The 17645-nt window shown below is 35.5% G+C and carries 18 protein-coding genes; 3 read left to right on the top strand and 15 right to left on the bottom strand.

Features of this window, described 5'->3' with window-relative positions:
• Positions 1 to 75 precede the first annotated feature (75 nt).
• The 7 genes from chbG to AC4BBR_RS01405 all read right to left on the bottom strand — a co-directional run bounded on the left by chbG (position 76) and on the right by AC4BBR_RS01405 (position 6528).
• Positions 76 to 843: a chitin disaccharide deacetylase gene (gene chbG, locus AC4BBR_RS01435; RefSeq protein ID WP_490460837.1), complete on the bottom strand. Its 768-nt coding sequence runs from the start codon at positions 841 to 843 to the stop codon at positions 76 to 78.
• A 124-nt stretch (positions 844 to 967) separates the two neighbouring features.
• Positions 968 to 1795, bottom strand: coding sequence for a PRD domain-containing protein (locus AC4BBR_RS01430; RefSeq protein WP_490460836.1), 828 nt, complete (start codon positions 1793 to 1795; stop codon positions 968 to 970).
• Positions 1796 to 2044: 249 nt separating this feature from the next.
• Entirely contained in the window at positions 2045 to 2701 is a 657-nt protein-coding gene (gene trmB, locus AC4BBR_RS01425) for a tRNA (guanosine(46)-N7)-methyltransferase TrmB (protein ID WP_490460835.1), read from the bottom strand.
• Between the two features lie 114 nt (positions 2702 to 2815).
• A complete protein-coding gene (locus AC4BBR_RS01420) occupies positions 2816 to 3595 on the bottom strand; it encodes a phosphotransferase family protein (RefSeq protein ID WP_490460834.1) in 780 nt (259 codons plus the stop codon).
• Positions 3596 to 3705: 110 nt separating this feature from the next.
• Positions 3706 to 4569, bottom strand: coding sequence for a D-amino-acid transaminase (gene dat, locus AC4BBR_RS01415; RefSeq protein WP_490460833.1), 864 nt, complete (start codon positions 4567 to 4569; stop codon positions 3706 to 3708).
• 2 nt (positions 4570 to 4571) lie between these two features.
• Entirely contained in the window at positions 4572 to 5789 is a 1218-nt protein-coding gene (locus tag AC4BBR_RS01410; RefSeq protein WP_490460832.1) for an ABC transporter permease, read from the bottom strand.
• A gap of 1 nt (position 5790) precedes the next feature.
• Positions 5791 to 6528, bottom strand: a complete 738-nt coding sequence (locus tag AC4BBR_RS01405; RefSeq protein WP_490460831.1) for an ABC transporter ATP-binding protein — start codon at positions 6526 to 6528, stop codon at positions 5791 to 5793.
• Between the two features lie 135 nt (positions 6529 to 6663).
• Here AC4BBR_RS01405 and AC4BBR_RS01400 point away from each other — a divergent pair, with 135 nt between their 5' ends.
• The 3 genes from AC4BBR_RS01400 to AC4BBR_RS01390 all read left to right on the top strand — a co-directional run bounded on the left by AC4BBR_RS01400 (position 6664) and on the right by AC4BBR_RS01390 (position 8763).
• Positions 6664 to 7092 (top strand): HIT family protein, encoded by a 429-nt coding sequence (locus AC4BBR_RS01400; protein WP_490460830.1) that lies wholly within the window; start codon positions 6664 to 6666, stop codon positions 7090 to 7092.
• Complete coding sequence (locus tag AC4BBR_RS01395) at positions 7092 to 7433, top strand: YtxH domain-containing protein (protein WP_490460829.1); 342 nt, start codon at positions 7092 to 7094, stop codon at positions 7431 to 7433. Before AC4BBR_RS01400 ends, AC4BBR_RS01395 begins: the two co-directional genes overlap by 1 nt.
• A 298-nt stretch (positions 7434 to 7731) precedes the next feature.
• Positions 7732 to 8763 carry a peptidylprolyl isomerase gene (locus AC4BBR_RS01390; RefSeq protein ID WP_490460828.1) on the top strand — a complete coding sequence of 344 codons (1032 nt, stop codon included), beginning with the start codon at positions 7732 to 7734 and terminating at the stop codon, positions 8761 to 8763.
• A gap of 173 nt (positions 8764 to 8936) precedes the next feature.
• Here AC4BBR_RS01390 and AC4BBR_RS01385 read toward each other — a convergent pair whose 3' ends face one another.
• From AC4BBR_RS01385 to AC4BBR_RS01350, 8 genes are all read right to left on the bottom strand, one after another.
• Positions 8937 to 9398 (bottom strand): ASCH domain-containing protein, encoded by a 462-nt coding sequence (locus tag AC4BBR_RS01385; RefSeq protein WP_490460827.1) that lies wholly within the window; start codon positions 9396 to 9398, stop codon positions 8937 to 8939.
• Positions 9399 to 9416: 18 nt separating this feature from the next.
• Positions 9417 to 10361: a 3'-5' exoribonuclease YhaM family protein gene (locus AC4BBR_RS01380; RefSeq protein ID WP_490460826.1), complete on the bottom strand. Its 945-nt coding sequence runs from the start codon at positions 10359 to 10361 to the stop codon at positions 9417 to 9419.
• A gap of 2 nt (positions 10362 to 10363) precedes the next feature.
• Positions 10364 to 13060: an ATP-binding protein gene (locus tag AC4BBR_RS01375; RefSeq protein WP_490460825.1), complete on the bottom strand. Its 2697-nt coding sequence runs from the start codon at positions 13058 to 13060 to the stop codon at positions 10364 to 10366.
• Complete coding sequence (locus tag AC4BBR_RS01370) at positions 13057 to 14289, bottom strand: metallophosphoesterase family protein (RefSeq protein ID WP_490460824.1); 1233 nt, start codon at positions 14287 to 14289, stop codon at positions 13057 to 13059. Before AC4BBR_RS01370 ends, AC4BBR_RS01375 begins: the two co-directional genes overlap by 4 nt.
• A gap of 173 nt (positions 14290 to 14462) precedes the next feature.
• The gene (locus AC4BBR_RS01365) at positions 14463 to 15593 is read right to left on the bottom strand and encodes a metallophosphoesterase (protein ID WP_490460823.1); all 1131 of its coding nucleotides are present in this window, start codon (positions 15591 to 15593) and stop codon (positions 14463 to 14465) included.
• Positions 15586 to 16455, bottom strand: coding sequence for a phosphatidylserine decarboxylase (locus AC4BBR_RS01360; protein ID WP_490460822.1), 870 nt, complete (start codon positions 16453 to 16455; stop codon positions 15586 to 15588). Before AC4BBR_RS01360 ends, AC4BBR_RS01365 begins: the two co-directional genes overlap by 8 nt.
• A gap of 21 nt (positions 16456 to 16476) precedes the next feature.
• Positions 16477 to 17082 (bottom strand): CDP-alcohol phosphatidyltransferase family protein, encoded by a 606-nt coding sequence (locus AC4BBR_RS01355; RefSeq protein WP_490460821.1) that lies wholly within the window; start codon positions 17080 to 17082, stop codon positions 16477 to 16479.
• 206 nt (positions 17083 to 17288) lie between these two features.
• Positions 17289 to 17630, bottom strand: a complete 342-nt coding sequence (locus tag AC4BBR_RS01350) for a YlbF/YmcA family competence regulator (protein WP_490460820.1) — start codon at positions 17628 to 17630, stop codon at positions 17289 to 17291.
• Between the last annotated feature and the right edge of the window lie 15 nt (positions 17631 to 17645).

The raw sequence follows: 17645 nt of genomic DNA, 5'->3' as shown, positions 1-17645 counted from the left end.
TAAATAACAATGTTTCTTTCCCCTTTAGCTTATCCCAATCATAAAACTCAAAATCTTCACCTGCCTCAAAATAAGCTAAATCTCACCGTAATTCACCAATTCTATTTGTGCATCCTGTTTTACTATTTTCGCAAAATCTGAATGAATCAAAAATTCAACCTGATTAATTCTTGGAAAAACAAAACTGGAGCCTTGATACAAGGTTTGATCAATATAAGCTGTATGACACATGATTTCCGTTGTTTCATTTGTTCGTAGACGTCCTAGTAACTCAGTTAAATATTCTTCTAGCGTTTGATTGATTTGACGATCTTTTGGATTATCAACACCTACATCATCAAAAAAACGTTCAAAATTTACTACATGTCGCACCTCTTCTTTATGCTCGAAATTTCCGCGAACAGGCAAATCGTATTTTTTTGCCAAAGCAACGACCACTTCCTGATTATGCCCAAATGTATGTGTATGATGGTGACTATCTAAATGGGTTGGTGTAATTCCAGCCCGAAATACTTTTTGTATCTGAGCATTCCATTCCAGATACAATTCATCTGGATCAATCTGAAATGATTGCTCGTAAAATGCCAATTTTTTAAATGTTCCATCTATATTAATTAATGTCTCCAAATTACTTAAAAGCGGTTTCCCACAAGTTAATGTCAAATGAACCCCTACACCTAACTGCGGCAATTCTTTTTTTAGCTCTACAGCATGCCTAAATCCTGGCATATTTGGCATTATTGTAGTAGATGTCAAAATACCTTCTTGATAAGCGTCGATAATGCCATAATTAACACCACGACTATAACCAAAATCATCTGAATTAATAATTACTTTTCCCATTTTCTTCCTCATTTCTATTTGATTGATAACAAAAAGACGTACTCTAACAAAATATCCTCCGCATCAAACTAGAAGATTTTTTATTAGGTTACGCCTACCGAATAGTTACACCCTAAATACTATTTTATTTAATTCTTGCTAAATGGACTGCGAGATACACTGTTTCATTTTCTTGAATGATGATCCCATATTTCTCTTCAATGCTAGTTGTTATGACTTTTGCCATATTATAAGGAGCACTCTCTTGAAAAGACTCGTTGAAAAAAGAAAAATCTTCTTCAGATATCTTTTCTTGATAGATCAAGCGTTTCACTAAAAATTTCACATGAATCATCAAGCGATGATACATCAGAGAATCCTGATTTAATTTTCCAAAATATTCTTTTTCTAATAGCTGTAAAATTTCTGTTGTCATTTCTAAAATTTTTAAACTATTTAAACTGTTTCTTTCTCCTAATTCTGCATTAATAATATGCATGGTGATAAACCCTACTTCGTTAGCACCTAATTCTGTGTTATAGCGTTGATTGATCAATTGAACGACCTTAATAGCTGTCTTGTATTCATCTGGATACAATAATTTCATTTCCGGTAACATGATTGCCGTAACTTGACTGTCTTCTTTCCTTCGTTGAATCGCAAAATAGATATGATCAGTCAAAGCTATATAAATATTGGAATCTAAAGTAGTCTTGATCTCTGACTGAATAAAATGAATAATTTCTTCTGAAAATTCGATAAATTCAAGCGGGATTTGTGCCGCCATTTCACTAAACATTTTCGTTTTTTCTTTAGAATCCAAAACAAAGATTTTATCTGCAGTTGTACTGTCAAACCTTTCATTGATGACAGCTGAAAAGCCGATTCCTTTGCCCATAGCAATTTTTTCTACCCCATTATCATCCACTAAAACAACATTGTGATTGATCTTTTTAATTATATGCATTTTCATTGACAACCCCTTCTCCAGAAAGGCTACGCGAGTTTTTAGTGCTGATTTCTTATCTGTATTTTATCACTTCCTTTCGTAAGACTATCAGCACATTGGCCTCAGATACTAGCCAAATTGAGAAACTTTTTTACGCAAAAACGACCTAAGAAAAGAAAACTTTTCTTAGGTCGTGCCTAATTTAATAGTTACACCCTGTGTTTTATGATTAAAATATACCACAACGTGAAAACGTTGTCAAACCCTGTTTTTTTAGATCTTTTTATTATCAGCTTGAAACCTTGCTTCAACACGGTAAATAGGCTGACCTTTAGCGGAAAATTTTTCTTCGTATTCAGTCATAACATTGCCTTCATAATCACTCGCATGTAAATCCAACCAGACTTGTTCTAGAATCATGCCATATTTTGAAAAACTACTTAATGAATATTCAAATAAGCCGCGATTATCTGTTTTAAAATGAATTTCGCCATTTGGTTTTAGAATTGTTTCATCTGTTGCTAAAAATGTTTTAAATGTCAAACGACGTTTCTCATGTCGTGTTTTCGGCCATGGATCCGAAAAGTTCAAGTAGATTTGATCCACTTCATTTTCTGCAAAATATTGCGTCAATTCCTCTCCGTTGACATGAAGTAATTGTAAATTAGGCAGCTCTTCTTCCAATGCTTTTTCTAATGCAATCGAAAGAACACTTAGCTGCATGTCAATCCCAATATAATTAATTTCTGGATTAGCTTTCGCCATTCCTACTACAAATTGGCCCTTACCAGAGCCGATTTCGATATGAATAGGGTGATCATTCCCAAAACGTTCAGCCCAGCGACCTTGCCACTTGGCAGGTTCATCAACGACTAATTCAGGATGACTAGCCAAAAGTTCAGCTGCTCCTGGTCTTTTTCTCATTCGCATGTTCTATGTTTCCTTTCTTTATAACAAATTTTAAGAGGGTAGGACAAAACGATCACCGTTTTGTGCTGCCCTCTATTATTTAAGTAAGCGGTAAGAGATAAATACTCAACCTCTTTAATACCCAAAAGCTTGCTTCAATTTCAAAATCTCAGCATTCATTTCTCTTCTTTCTCCTGATTGATAGTGTCGGAGAATTTCTTGAAGAAAATTGAATAACGCATACCACTTGATTCGCGTCAATGCTTCTTCACTTGGCCGCATACCGTAAGCTAACAGCCATTTGTTCCAGCTTGTCTGAGGAACATAATGACCGAGCAACATCCCCAAATCTAAAGCTGGATCGGCAATCATCACCGAATCCCAGTCAACTAAATAGAGATAATTATTCGATACGATCCAATTACGATGATTCACATCACCATGAACGACCATATAATTATGAATAGAATAATTTGGTATATTTTCTTGTAGATAGCGATACACCCTAGCAAGATATGAATTATTTTGAAGTTCTTTAGGCAATTTCTCACCATACCCTTGAAGCATCATCGCAGGTGTTTGAATCTGACCGCCGATTTTTCCCAGCATGCTTTTTAGCATATGTGAATGGTGCAAATGATAAAGGACATCCACAACATCATTTCTTTGACCGATTTCTTGGGCTTTGAGTACTCGACCGTCAAGCCATTCTTGTGCCGTTAAAATATCGCCTGTCACTGTTCGTTTCGTCCAAACCAGCTTAGGGGCAATTCCTTCTTTAGACAGTGCAGCCAAAAGAGGAGAAGTATTTCGTTTAATAAATACTCTTTCAGTCGCACGTATACCCATGAAAGTTTGGCCAGTTGCGCCTTTTATTGGCTGCAAGCGCCATTCCTTATCCAACTGAAATGCCATGGAAATTATCTCCTATCCTAACAACTTCTAATAATTAATTACAGTAAGTATCATTTTAGCTTCCATAGCGTTCAACGTCAAGCATCTCTCTTGTTCTTTTAATATTCAAACTAGTTTTCTGATGTTCCGCATACTGTATCAACACTGGCAATATAAGCATTTAGCAACTGTTCAGTAATTCCCCCTGGTTTTCCTGTTCCTATGACATGATCATTTACTTTTACAACGGGTACGATTTCAGTTAGTGATCCAGAAACAAAACATTCATCTGCGGTAAACAATTCTTCTTCGTAAACGGCTTCTTCCTTCACTGGAATACCTAGTTCTCTTGCTAACTCGATAATTTTCATTTTAGTAATGCCCGGTAAAATCAAGTTGCCATCTGGATGCGTATAAACAATGCCATCTTTAACTACCCAGAAATTCGCAGCTGATGCTTCCGTCACCTTATCATCACGAACAAGTACTGCATCATCAAACCCTTGACGACGAGCCTCATCCAATGACAACACATTGCCCATTAAACTCAGTGACTTGATATCGCAATGCAGCCAACGTGTATCAGGAACTACAGCAACCGTAATCCCTTCTTCCATTTTCTTCACTGGACGCTCATACGGTCTAATATTAGCTGTTAAGACTCCTTTGACTTTTTTCGGATCTGGCAATGCATGATTTCTTGGTGAATCGATTCCTCTTGTTACTTGAAAATAAAGTTTGCCTTCTTTGATTCCTTCAATTTCAACTAATTTTTTCAAATTAGCTGTCAACGCTTCTTTGGTAAAAGGCAAGTGCATTCTAATTTTTTCAGCACCGCTCCATAAACGATTTAAATGTTCTTCCACCATATACAGGTGACCGTTATACACTCGAACGACTTCATACAGACCATCACCATATTGATAGCCGCGATCTTCAATATCAATTTTCACGTCTTCACGTTCAACAATTTGATCATTCCATAAAATATGCATTATTACGCCTCCATTTTCTTCAAACGATACGGAACATAAAACTTAGCAAATAACAAAACTTCTACGATCAATGCTGCCACAACCATTAGACCTTCTTTAACATTAGGTAACGCAATCAACACAAAAACACTAAATAGAACTGCCGCCACAAATAATAACACCGTGACAAGCTTACTCACAGCCTGTTTCTTTTGTCCGTTTGGCACAGGATAAAGATGTGTCATCACCATATAGTCAAACTGCGTATAAATCGGAATCAACTGAAATCCGATCAAATAAACAAACAAAACAGATACCCCCATCGAGATCCAAAATTCTTTTAGGAAAAATAAAATCACTCCAGCAACTAATACCAAACGAATGAATAAACCACTATACTCAGAACCTCTTAAAAAACTACGGGCATATAGATATAAGTAAGTATTTTGGCTTGTTTTTTTGATCTTGCCCAACAGTGGATCAAGGAATTTCCGACGTCTCACACTGCTAGAAATTTCCGGTACATCTGTAAATAAGTGGATAAATTGATAAATTCGATGCATCCGACTTTTTTCTTTTTGAACCATTAATTCCCAGTCTAACGATACAGTTTGTTCCTTTTTAGTCAAAACTACATAAAAGAGTACAGCTTGTACCACGGCGATAAGAGGACCTACCACAGGCGCAACATATAAACTAAGAACGATTGCTACAAAACTGGTAACAAACCACAATGTAAACCAAATATAGTACTCTTTTGAAGAAATTTGATATAACTCATATTTTTGTACCCGTAAATGACTGACTTTCAAAATTCCTAACATCACAATAAAATAGAAAAATGTTGAAAAGGCCCATCCTGTCGAAACGACTACTAACGGCATCGACATACCACCCATCAAGAATAAGGCTACTAGTGGCAACCAAAAAGAGTAGCGAATGGCGCGATTTAAATAACTATCCATAACAGATTCTTTCGGTAAAATAAAGACTTTATCCGCCTCTTGTGCCAATGTAGCAATACGGCCAATTTGTAACAAAGCGAGCCACAGAATTATAATGATCGGTCTCCCCCAAACAAAATTTGCTGGTAATGTTTTTAACACTTGAGAATAATAAAAACCCAATCCGCCTAACAAAAAGACACAAACCAAAATAAAATGGTCATTAAACACATAACGCATATATTTCATCATTTTTTTCAAATGGCGTGCTAAACGAATGCCAAAAAATCCAGACATATTAACCCACCTTTTCTTCTTTTGTTAGTGCGATATAAATATCATCCAGCGAAGAACCTGGCAAATCAAACTCTTTCCGTAGTTCCTCCATCGAGCCCAGCGCTCGCACTTCCCCATCATGCAAGACGACAAAACGATCACAATAACGTTCAGCTGTAGCTAAAATATGTGTCGACATCAAGATTGCCGCTCCTTGATTACGCATTTCATCCATTAATTCTAACAATGCATGAATGGCTAAAGGATCTAGACCCAAAAAGGGTTCATCAATGATATATAAACTTGGTTCGATCAAAAAGGCGCATAAAACCATGACCTTTTGTTTCATTCCTTTTGAAAAATTAGCAGGAAACCAGTCCAATTTATTTTCTAAACGGAATGTTTTTAATAACGCATCCGCACGCTTAAAAGCTTCTTCAATCGGGATATCATAGGCCATCGCAGTAATTTCAATATGCTCTCGCAAGGTTAACTCTTCATATAAAGAAGGCGTTTCAGGAATATAACCGATTTTCTTTCGGTAACTTTCCGGTTGTTGCTTTAACGTCTCACCATCAATAGAGATTTTTCCTTTTTGCGGCGTTAATAATCCGATCACGTTTTTGATTGTTGTACTCTTACCCGCACCGTTTAGGCCGATCAAACCAACCATCTCACCAGATTTAACTTCAAAATTAATATCTTTTAATACAGGTATATGACCGTAGCCCCCTGTTAAATGTTCAATTACTAAACTCATCCATGTACCTCCAACTTTTTTATAGTGAATCTATTATACCACGAACTTTTTGAAGGTTTCATGAACTTTTCTTCCCAAATAAATTTCAAGGTATGGTAAAGTAAAAGAAATAGTAAAAAAGAAAGAAGGGAAACCATGACAGATTGTATTTTTTGTAAGATCATCGATCAAGAAATTCCAAGTTATAAAGTTTATGAAGACGACAAGATTTATGCCTTTTTAGACATTACTCAAGTAACCAAAGGCCATACACTCCTTATTCCTAAAGAACATGTAACAGATATTTTTGAGTATGATCCTACACTTGCAGGTGAAGTCTTCGCTCGTGTTCCTAAAGTAGCCAGAGCGTTGGAGAAAGCTTTTCCAGAAATAGACGGATTAAATATTATCAATAATAATAGAGAACTCGCTTATCAATCTGTTTTCCACTCTCATATCCATTTAATACCACGCTATGGAAAGACAGACGATTTCTCCATTCATTTTGGAAATAATCAGGGAATCTATTCTTCTGAAGAAATGCAGGAAATAGCGAAAAAAATCATGGAGCAGGTGAAACAATAATGGGAAAATTTTCTAAAGGAATATTATTCGGTGCATTCGTTGGAGCTGCCAGCGGCTTACTTTTTGCGCCAAGAAGTGGGAAAGCCACTCGTCAAAAATTTGTCGATGAATTAGAAGATTGGTCAGATTTAAAAGAAGATTTTACCGAAAAACTGGATCAATTTAAAGAATCAGCACAAGCATTGCAAGCAGCTGCTGATATGTATATCGAGCCTTTTGTTGACGGTATCAATCAAGACATTGAAAACTTTATGTTTCAAGCAGAACCAAGAGTAAATCAAATTCAAGAACAGATAGAAATAATCCAAGCAGAATTACCTGAGATACCTCCAGAAAACTAATAATTGTCGAGGATAAATTTTTCCTACAATTTATCCTCGTTTTTTGCTTTTATTTAAATGAATTGCTTTTTTCTTCATTTAACTAAAATAGTTATTTAGTCTATATCAATTATCATTTTGAATAATATTTTGAAAATCATCCTTTTTTATAGAGGAAAATATGTCTTAAATAAGAAAAATTTTCGAAAGTATTAAATACATATTTCTTTTATGAATCATAGTGTGGTATAGTTATAACCGTGAGAATTAATTTCTACATAATAAAAAAATAAAATAATCCTTAGGAGTGCTTACGAAAATGAAGAAAAAATTAATCTTAGCTACAGCAGGTCTATTCAGTATTTTTGCCTTAGTTGCTTGTTCAGGTGGTTCACAAGACATCGCAACAATGAAAGGTGGAACCATCACGGTTGACGATCTTTACAACCAAACGAAAGCAAGTCAAGAAAGCCAACAAACAGTTAGACAAATGATCATCTACAAAGTATTCGACCAAAAATATGGTAAAGATGTTTCTGAAAAAGAGGTTCAAGCTGAATTTGATAAAACTAAGAAAGGTATTGAAGAGCAAGGTGGAAACTTTGCAGAGCAATTAAAACAATATGGTTATACAGAAAAAAGCTATAAAGAGATTGTCAAACAACAACAAGCTTATAAAGCTGGACTTAAAGATCACATCAAAATTACTGACAAAGATTTGAAAACTACTTGGGAATCGTTCCATCCAGAAGTAGAAGCACAAATTATTCAAGTTGCTAATGAAGACGAAGCAAAAGAAATCAAAAAACAATTGGATGACGGCGGCGATTTTACAAAAATCGCTAAAGAAAAATCAACAGATGAAGCAACTAAAAACGATGGCGGCAAAGTAAAATTTGACTCTCAATCACAAACTATTGCACCAGCAGTATTAGATGCTGCTTTCAAATTAAAAGATGGCGAAGTTTCTGAACCAATTCAAGCAACTGATTCTACTGGTTACCAATCAACATTCACTATCGTGAAAATGCTGAAAAACAAAGACAAAGGCAATGATATGGCTCCTTACAAAAAAGAGTTGAAGAAAATTGCTGAAGAAGCAAAATTAAATGATCAAGAATTCACTCAAAAAGTGACTTCTGAAGTTTTAACAGAAGCAAATGTTAAAATTAAAGACAAATCCTTTGATCAAGTATTAGCTGGCTTAGTTGAAACAAAAGATTCAGCTAAATCAAGCGAGTCTTCTAAGAAAGAAGAAAAAAAATCTGAATCAAAAGACTCTGAAAAATCTAAAGATTCTTCAAGCAAGACAGAAGAATCATCAAGTAAAACCGAAGAGTCTTCTAAATAATCATTACGAGCGTGGGACAAAACTAAAGAGCAGTTTTGTTTCGCGCTCTAAATCTGAATAAACGGCGAGAAAAAAGCAGCTCCGAGAAATAAGAGGGAATTCACAAAAATTTGAAAAGCAATTTTCGTGAATTTCAGCTTATTTCTCGGAGCTAAACGCTTTTGTCTCAGCCTCTATTTTTGAAAAACTAATTCAAATAATTCGTAAACAATCAACATATCCTCAGAAAAAGGTAGCTCATACTTCTCTAACGATTGCTCAAAAAAAGGTTGGTGAACACTACGCCAGTATCTCAAGGTGCGATCACCTTCTCCTTCAAGATAAGCATGTACTTCTGATATTCGGGTATACGGCAGAATCTCAACTACTTTTGTACAAATAATCGCTTGTGCTTGACCCTTACCGTCCAGAAGCACACTATAATTTCCGACTTCTGGCAATTCCTCAGCTTCAAAATCTTTTTCATATAAAAGATGTAGCGAAGACGTACCAGTCTTTTCTCCTTTGAGAACATGGGCTAGTAGCTCTTCTGCCATTTCTGGCGAATTCCCAAAAGACCAAGCTTCAAATTCATCATGCGTAATCCCATGTTGATTCTTAAATTGTGTCCATAATTCTATCACTGATTGCTTCATTTTTATTTCCTCGTTCACTTAAATATTTTTCGGTACATAAAAACTACGATTATCTAATCCAAAGATACGATCAGTGTATTGTCCTGGATCTGTTTGACGGACTGAACCTAACATCATTTGGATTGAAGCATCGATATTATCAATTTGATGCAATACTTCAGCTTCCATAATCCGTGGCCTAACAGGTGATCCATATTCTAATAAACCATGGTGCGCTAGAACCATATGGCGTAAAACAATGACATCTTCATCATTCTCGTCGATTTTCAACGCAATACATGCCTTTGTAATTTCTTCATCCACAAGAACTAAGTGACCAATCAGATTCCCTGAAAGTGTATATTCAGTGGTCATAGCACCTGATAGTTCTTTGACTTTCCCTAAATCATGTAAAATGATTCCTGAATAGAGTAACGCAGCATTTAATTCATTGTATTCCTTACAGATGGCTTTGCCTAAACGTAACATAGAAACCGTATGATATGCCAAGCCATTCGCAAAAGCATGATGATTTCTTTTAGCTGCTGGATAGTCAAAAAATTCTTTTTGATATTGTGTTAGTAAATAGCGAACGATTCGTTGCCAATGAGCATTTGTGATTTCAAAAACAATCTGATTAATTTCTTCAACCATATCTTCTCGCTTCAACGGCGCCCGTTCCATATATAAGGTTGGTTGATTAGGCTCATCTGGACGTGCCACACGCATATGAATGATTTTCACTTGAGGATTTCCTTGATACACTTCTCTTTTTCCATTTAAAAGAATAACATTTCCAGCTGTAAAGCGGCTGATTTCTTCCTCCGAAGCGTCCCAATATTTTCCGTCGATCGTCCCCGATGTATCTTGAAAAGTAAACGCAATAAATTTTTTACCATTTTTAGCTATACGTACATCGGCATTTTTTATCAAAAGAAATAGTTCAAATGTTTCATCTACAACTAATTCACGGATTTTTTTCATACTTACACTCCTTCTAATTCTATAATCGGCTGTTTCAACTCTTTATAATAGCTTACCATTTCTTGATCAGAAGAAAAACAAATGACTTGCTGATGTTCGGAAAAAACTGCAAATAGTTGTGCTAACTGTTCTTTTCTTTGACTATCATAATGTAACCAGCCATCGTCTATAATGATTGGACATAAACTGCATTGCTCTTGTAAATAAAGAAACGCAAATCGTACGGCCATAATTACTTGATCTCTTGTACCAGTAGATAAGTCATGTAGCATAAAACGTTGCTGATCTTCACGAATAACGATCAATTGTTCTTCATGCAATTGAATCCCCCGATACGTATTTTGGGTCAAGAGCTTGAAATAGTCTGTTGCTTTTTTCAATAAGTTAGGCAGTTGTTTTTCTGATAATTCTGTTAAAAGGTCCATTAACAATTGACCAGCTAATTGATACGCAGACCAATCTAATGCCAGTTCTTCGATCTCCGTTTTGAGTTGAGCTTGTTCTTGATACAGTTCATCTAATGTACGGTCAGACAGCATTTGTTGGCGCTGATAAAGTATTTTTTGTTCTTTTTCCTGCAATTGTTGGATACTATCCTCAATTTCATTAAGTGTTTGTTCAAGCTCTCTTTGTTCGGATGATAATTGTCCAGGGTCACTTGATTCAGCGTATACCCCTACTAACATGTTTTGTAATTCCTGTTTTCGTTTATGATTAGTCGCAACTTCTTGATAATATTGGATTTTTTCTGGAATCTCTATTATAGATGCTATCTGAAAACGATGTAACAGTGGTTCAGCTTGATCGATCACTTGTTGTTGTTTCTCTTTGACTTCACGAATTTTTTGACGTGAGTAAGCATCGGCTTGGTATTCCTTGGCAAAGCGAACTTTTTCCATTTCGTCAGCAAAACTGCTAATTACACGTATTCTTTCTGCTAATGACGTCCCAACAATTGGCAATCGTGCTGTATAACACTCGGTTTCTTCAGTTAATTTAGCTACATGGTTTTGATCTTTTTCCAACTGATGTTCAAGCTCTTGATTCGTATTAAGTAGAATCAAATAGCGGGTAAGGTCCGTCCGATGAGTCAGCCAAAACTCGACTTGATCCATGCGACCTAAGTGATTTTCTTTTACTTTTTGAGCAATGTTTTCAGACATTTCTTTTTCTTCTTCATAGATTTTTTTGATTTCAGCTTTCATTTTTACAAGCTGATCATTCAAATAATCTAATTGAGATAACTTTTCCTGCCATTGGCGTTTTTCATTTTCATAGGTATCTTTTGGTTGATAAAAAAGCGGTGATAATCCCGCAACTAAAAATCCCGCACTCAAAACAAATGTTCCGTATCGAAGTGGTACTGGTAAAAAGAAGCTCAGTACTAGGATGATCCCCGAAAATCCCAAAAAAAGTGGATTAACTTTTTTCTTTGGTTGTTTATCGTTTTTCCGAAACATTTCTTTGTTGATTGTTTCAAAAGTACTTAAATTTTCTTCGCGTGTCATAATTTCTTCTTCTAACAATTGTAAATCAGTCTGGATCGTTTGGCGTTTGACCTTACGCGCAACAATCTCTTCTCTCAGCTCGTTGATCGCTTGCTCTTCAAAAGGTAAGTGAGGCGGTGTCTCGGAGCTCCAACCCCACTGTTTTTCTAAAGAAAACATTTCTTGTCGATTTTTCTGTAACGATTGAATCATCCAACTGATTTCAGAAAGCAACTTGTCGATGCCATACCGTTGATTGAGTAGTTGCTGAATATGTTCTTCTTCTTCTAAGTAAAACTGATAGTCAGCCGTCTGATCTTCCGTCTCACTTTGTGTCGCAATACTTTGATTCAACCGAATCAATTCTTCATTCAAAAAACGATACTGCTGATAAATCGAAAGCAAAGCCTCTTGATCTTCAAGATCCAATACCACGGTTTCTTTTGATTGTTCGATAGATTGCAGTTCTTCATATAAAGGTAGATTCATCACTTGCTTTTCTACAAGTACTAGTTGATTCTTGATTTTTTGCACTGTTTGACGTTTTTCTGCTATCAATTGCTCTGTATTTGACAGTTCAGCAATTAATTGTTGGAAAGGTCGTTCCTGTTGTTCTTTTTCATTAATACGTTGTTGCAGACTTTGGTAAGCATTCAGCTTTTGATTTAATGGTGGTTGGCTACCTTTACCTTTATAGATTGTCTGAGCGCGCTTAAAGTAGTCTTCCCTACTTACTAACAACTGTTGGCTTCCAGATAAACCTAAAGAAAGTAATGACGTCTGTAGTTCTTCTTCATTTAGTTTTTCTAATTGGCTAAGCTGTTCCTGTTGAAAGGTAAATACTGACTGAAACAGCTCTTTCGTCAGCGGATGAATCATCTTCTCCAATACTTCTTCATCGCCTATTTGGTCATTGAAATAAACTTTCGCCTGTCCTTTATTTTGCCCTTTAAAACGTTCAACTTGTACTTCTCCATAAATAGGATGCAAAAACCACAATCTTCCGCCGTATGCTGCACCATTTTTCGGTTGGTAATCTTTTTTTCGTTTGCTTTTAGTAGGAAAACCAAAAAGCATTGCCTGAATAAATTGATAAATAGTTGACTTTCCAGCTTCGTTTGCACCAAATATTAATTGGTTTTTTGAGAGAAAATCAATCTTATGTTGTTGCCATTTACCAAATCCAACAAGTTCTATTGCAATGAGCTTCATGACTGATCCTCCTGAATGACAAAATCGGTGTTAATCTTTTGATCTGCGTGTTCAATACTCCGTTCACGCCACGTTTCGTTTATTTGTACAACTGAAGAAAACAGTGGGTTTTGTAAAAGTTCCTGCAAGGTATTTGAGAATATATCCGGCTGTAAATAGTTTTTTTCTAATTGATTGAGTAACTCAGGAGCTGCCTTGATCATCACTTTTTTAGCAAAGTCATCCGTCATTACATCTACTTGGAATAAAAATAGCGATTGATTTGTTTGCCTCAACAAAGTCGTTTGTAAATATTGAAGTAATTCTCCATTTTCATATGATCTCTGGAATTCTTCACCAAGTTGTTCTGTATCTATTAACTGGATTCCCTTTAAAACCACTTGTCTATGATCCCTACTGTCCTTTAAAAGAAGCTCAGTAAGAATACTCAGTGAGTCTTGTAAACCTCTCGCTTGATTTAATGAATACTGTTCCACTTGCCAAGTGACTTGAGCTACTTGTTCAAATCGAACAGTTGCATGTCCTGATTCTATTGAAACAATCGCTACACCTTGAACCTTCTGTTCTTTTTTAGTATGCCCCTGGGGTGTTCCTGGATATACAATCAGCGGATCAGCACTGACTACCTGAGGTTGGTGGATATGTCCTAAAGCCCAATAATCAAACCCTTTCGTTTTCATCTCGCTAAATGAAAATGGCGCATAGTTCTGATGACCACTATTCGTCGTATCGCCATGATAAATTCCAATATGCAAGTCTACTGTCGAATCTTTTATAGGAAAATCTGACAGCTTATCATCATTGATCCAAGGATGTTCATAGCTAAACGCAGAGATCGCCACTTTTTCTTGATTCTTAGTCATAAAATAATGCGTCTCAACTTGCTCTTTCTGAAAAAGGAACATATTTTTCGGAAAATCAAACCAATAACGCTCAGCAACATAATAATCATGATTACCAAAAGTCATAATCACAGGGATGTTTACTTGGTCTAAACGTTTCATTTCATCGATAAAACACGCTTGTGTTCGGATTGATGTTCGATTTTGATGAAAGGTGTCTCCAGCAAAAATAACTGCATCTACCTGATTTTTTATTGCTATATCAACAATTGTGGTTATTACTTCGTGATTAGCCCTCTGTAATTTTTCAATAACTTGTTTTGGACTATTTTTTAGACCTTCAAAAGACCGATCCAGATGTAGATCTGCCGTATGCAATACTTTCATTAGAACCTCCTATTCGTTCGCCCTAACTCTTTTCTTTAATCATATCATTTTATTCAGAAGTGGTCAGTAAAAACATACGAAAACTTGTTCGTTTTCCATTTTTTTAAAGCTATAAAATAAAAGAAGCCGAAATCCAACTCAGTGAGTTTCATTTAAGCCTCTATTCGTTATACTTATTTTGTTGTGATCTCAATTTGAACAATTTCACTTTGAGTACCGATACGCATCGGTGGACCCCACATGCCCACGCCAGAAGAAACAATTACTTGAGGACTGTTTTCATTTTTACGATAATAGCCATAATCCACAGTGAAATAAGCTTTTGTTATTAAATTAAACGGAAAAATCTGTCCTTGATGGGTGTGTCCTGAAAGAATTAATTCATTTGAATCCTCGTATTCGTCAATATTTGATGGTTGATGATCTAAAATGATTTTTGGGAGTTGCTTACCAACTGTCTTGAATTGCTCTTGCATGTTTTTTCTTGTGCCATCTTGTGAACCAATCGGTCGGCTGTCTTTTCTGCCGATAACTAAAAACTCTTCACTAACAACGGTCATTTCATCTTCCAGCAACGTGATATTCGAAGCTTCAACAAGCGCCTTCATCTTATCAAAGGTCTCACCTGCGTCATGATTGCCCCAGCACATATACGTTCCATACGTAGAAGAAAGTCGTTTGAATTGTTTTTCCATGCCCTTTACATCTTGCAAAGCTTTGTAATTCCCATCAAATAAATCACCTGAAATAAACACAATATCTGGATGTAGTTGATTGATTTTACTCACGATTTTTTCCAGCTTCTTCACATCATTCACATAGCCTAGATGCAGATCGCTGATCAATACAGCGTTTAACTTTTTGTGTTTATTCTTTGTAGCATTGTCTAGCGTCACTTGATAATTCACTGTTCTTATTTGCTGCGCTTGCCATGATCCATAACAGAATAAAACAACAATTAAAAGAGTTGCTCCCAGCCAAATCACTAATTCTATTTTTGTTTGAACAGTCGTTATTTTCCCCGTCATCTTTAAAATAAAATCAGTCAAACTAAAAATAACCAGGGATAAAAACCAAAATGATAACCAATAACTACCGATTTTCCCAATCAATCCCCCTACATTAGCATCAAATAATAACATTGTCAGCATAGACGCGATCGCAAATAAACTAATAATTACCCATAAAATCCACAGATGCTCAAAAAAAGAAAATTGTTCCAATATGGATAGGAGCTTTCTACAAATGTAAAAATTGCCTAAAATAAATAACACGGCAATAATCAAAATTACCAACTTATTCATTTCTTCCCTCCATTTTCCCACCAATCATTTGACCAAATTTCACAATCGTTTCGTATTTATTATCAGTGTTCATCCAAATTTCCGAATCAATCTTTACTTGGTTTTTCTGAAATAATAAAATCACTGTAGAGCCACCAAATTCAAACCAACCTTTTTTTTCAAAGCGCTGACAACGTCCTGAATTTTTCAGATTTTTGATTCTCCCTACCATTAGAGCGCCTACTTCAATTTGCGCAACTTTCCCGAAATTTTCTGTTTCTATCACCGTAACTTCCCTTGCATTTCTAGAAAAAACAGGCTCATTATGAATTGCAACTGGCTGAACGGTGTGAAACATTCCAGCTATTTTTTGATGCTTGATAATTGTTCCTTCATCGATAAAATAATAATGATGATAATCGTCAGGAGTCAAGCGAAAAATGACAGCACAGCCTGCTTGCCATTCTTTTGCAAGACTCGTGCTATCAAGTAATTCAGCAAGATCATATTCTGAATGCTTCACTTTAAATGTTTGAGCTTCACTGATTGGATATACTGTAACTTTGCCATCACAAGGTGCTGCTAAAGAAACTTGATCTTCTGATAATACACGCGCTTCGGGCTTGATTTCTCGAATAAAAAAATGATTGAATGACTGGTACGTCGTAGATTCATATTCGTCCATTTGAAGGTTATTTTGCTTAATAAAACGCTGGATCATGCTCTTGGAAAGCGAGCTATTTAAATAAACACCGACAATTTTTGTCAGTGGCGGTTGGATGATTCCTTTTAAAATAAAACGTCCAATTGGATTTTTATATAAAAAATGTAACAACCAACTATCGTTTTCACTGACAGCCTTTGTTTTAAAGCGCTTCTCCATGTATTTACCCCTTTAATAAATTTAGCGAACAAAAAAAGCAACCACTGCTCCTACAAATGCCCCAACAGCTAATTTTCTAGGATCTACTTTTTTGATCTTCACCTTTGAAATAAACAAAAATCCAATAATTAATAATGCTACTGGATAGACTAAAGTAATTGCAATGTGGAAACGACCTGCAATAAAAAACAACAGCGGAATCAATGCAGCACTACTAGTTACTGGCAATCCTTCATAATATTCACGGCAACCTTCTGTATGCTCTTTCCTCTCCATTTCAGTCACATTATAATGCGCTAAACGGATTAATGCTGCTAAGATATAAAATACAAATAATGGCAAATAAATTCCTTGTGTAAGTCCAGATGCATACCCTAATACTGTTGGGAAAACCCCAAAACTAATCAAATCAGCTAATGAGTCGATTTGAATCCCATAACACAGCTCACTTTTTGTGCGCTCTTTAAGGTTTGCGACAAACCCGTCGAACATATCACAGATACCAGAAAGTGCTAAACAAAAAATTGCTTCTACAACATGCTGCGTAAGGGCTAAATACATCCCAACAATAGAAAACATTGCATTTCCATAAGTTAAAATAACTGTGTAATCATAAATACCAATCATACTTTTTGCTCCCCAATCCAATTTTCTTTTAATATTACTATATCATTAAAGTGTCGTAAATTGGGAGAATTTTTAAGATTTTATACATTTTTGATATCAGATATACGTAATGCTTTTTTAAACCTATTATAAATATAAAAAAAACTTTTATAAATAGTTGAAAACATTTCCTATCAACTATCTCTAAAAGCTTTTATATTGATTGATTAATCGTTATACAAATCACGAATCGGTGTCATGATAATACGGTTCAAATCATTTACGATCAAACTAAATGCTTGTTCTTTTTGCATTAATTGGTTGATCACTTCTGCTTTTTGAACTTCTGTTGCTAATGCTTGAGCTTTTTCAGCATCTTCTTCTGAAAATTCTTCGCCACGCATTTGTTTTTCTTGCAGTCCTTGTTGAAACGTTTGGAATTCTTTAAATAATGTGTATGCTTCTTCGTCCGCTTTTACTTCATCGTAAGCTTGTTCCAATGCCTTAAACTCTGCTAATTCACGGATTTCACGTTCAACTTGATTGGCTGTATCATAAATATTACTCATTTAATCTCCCTCGCT

Source organism: Enterococcus sp. AMC1251 (assembly GCF_058216535.1).
Note: the sequence above shows the minus strand (reverse complement) of the source record. Positions and strands in the feature narration are given on the sequence as shown.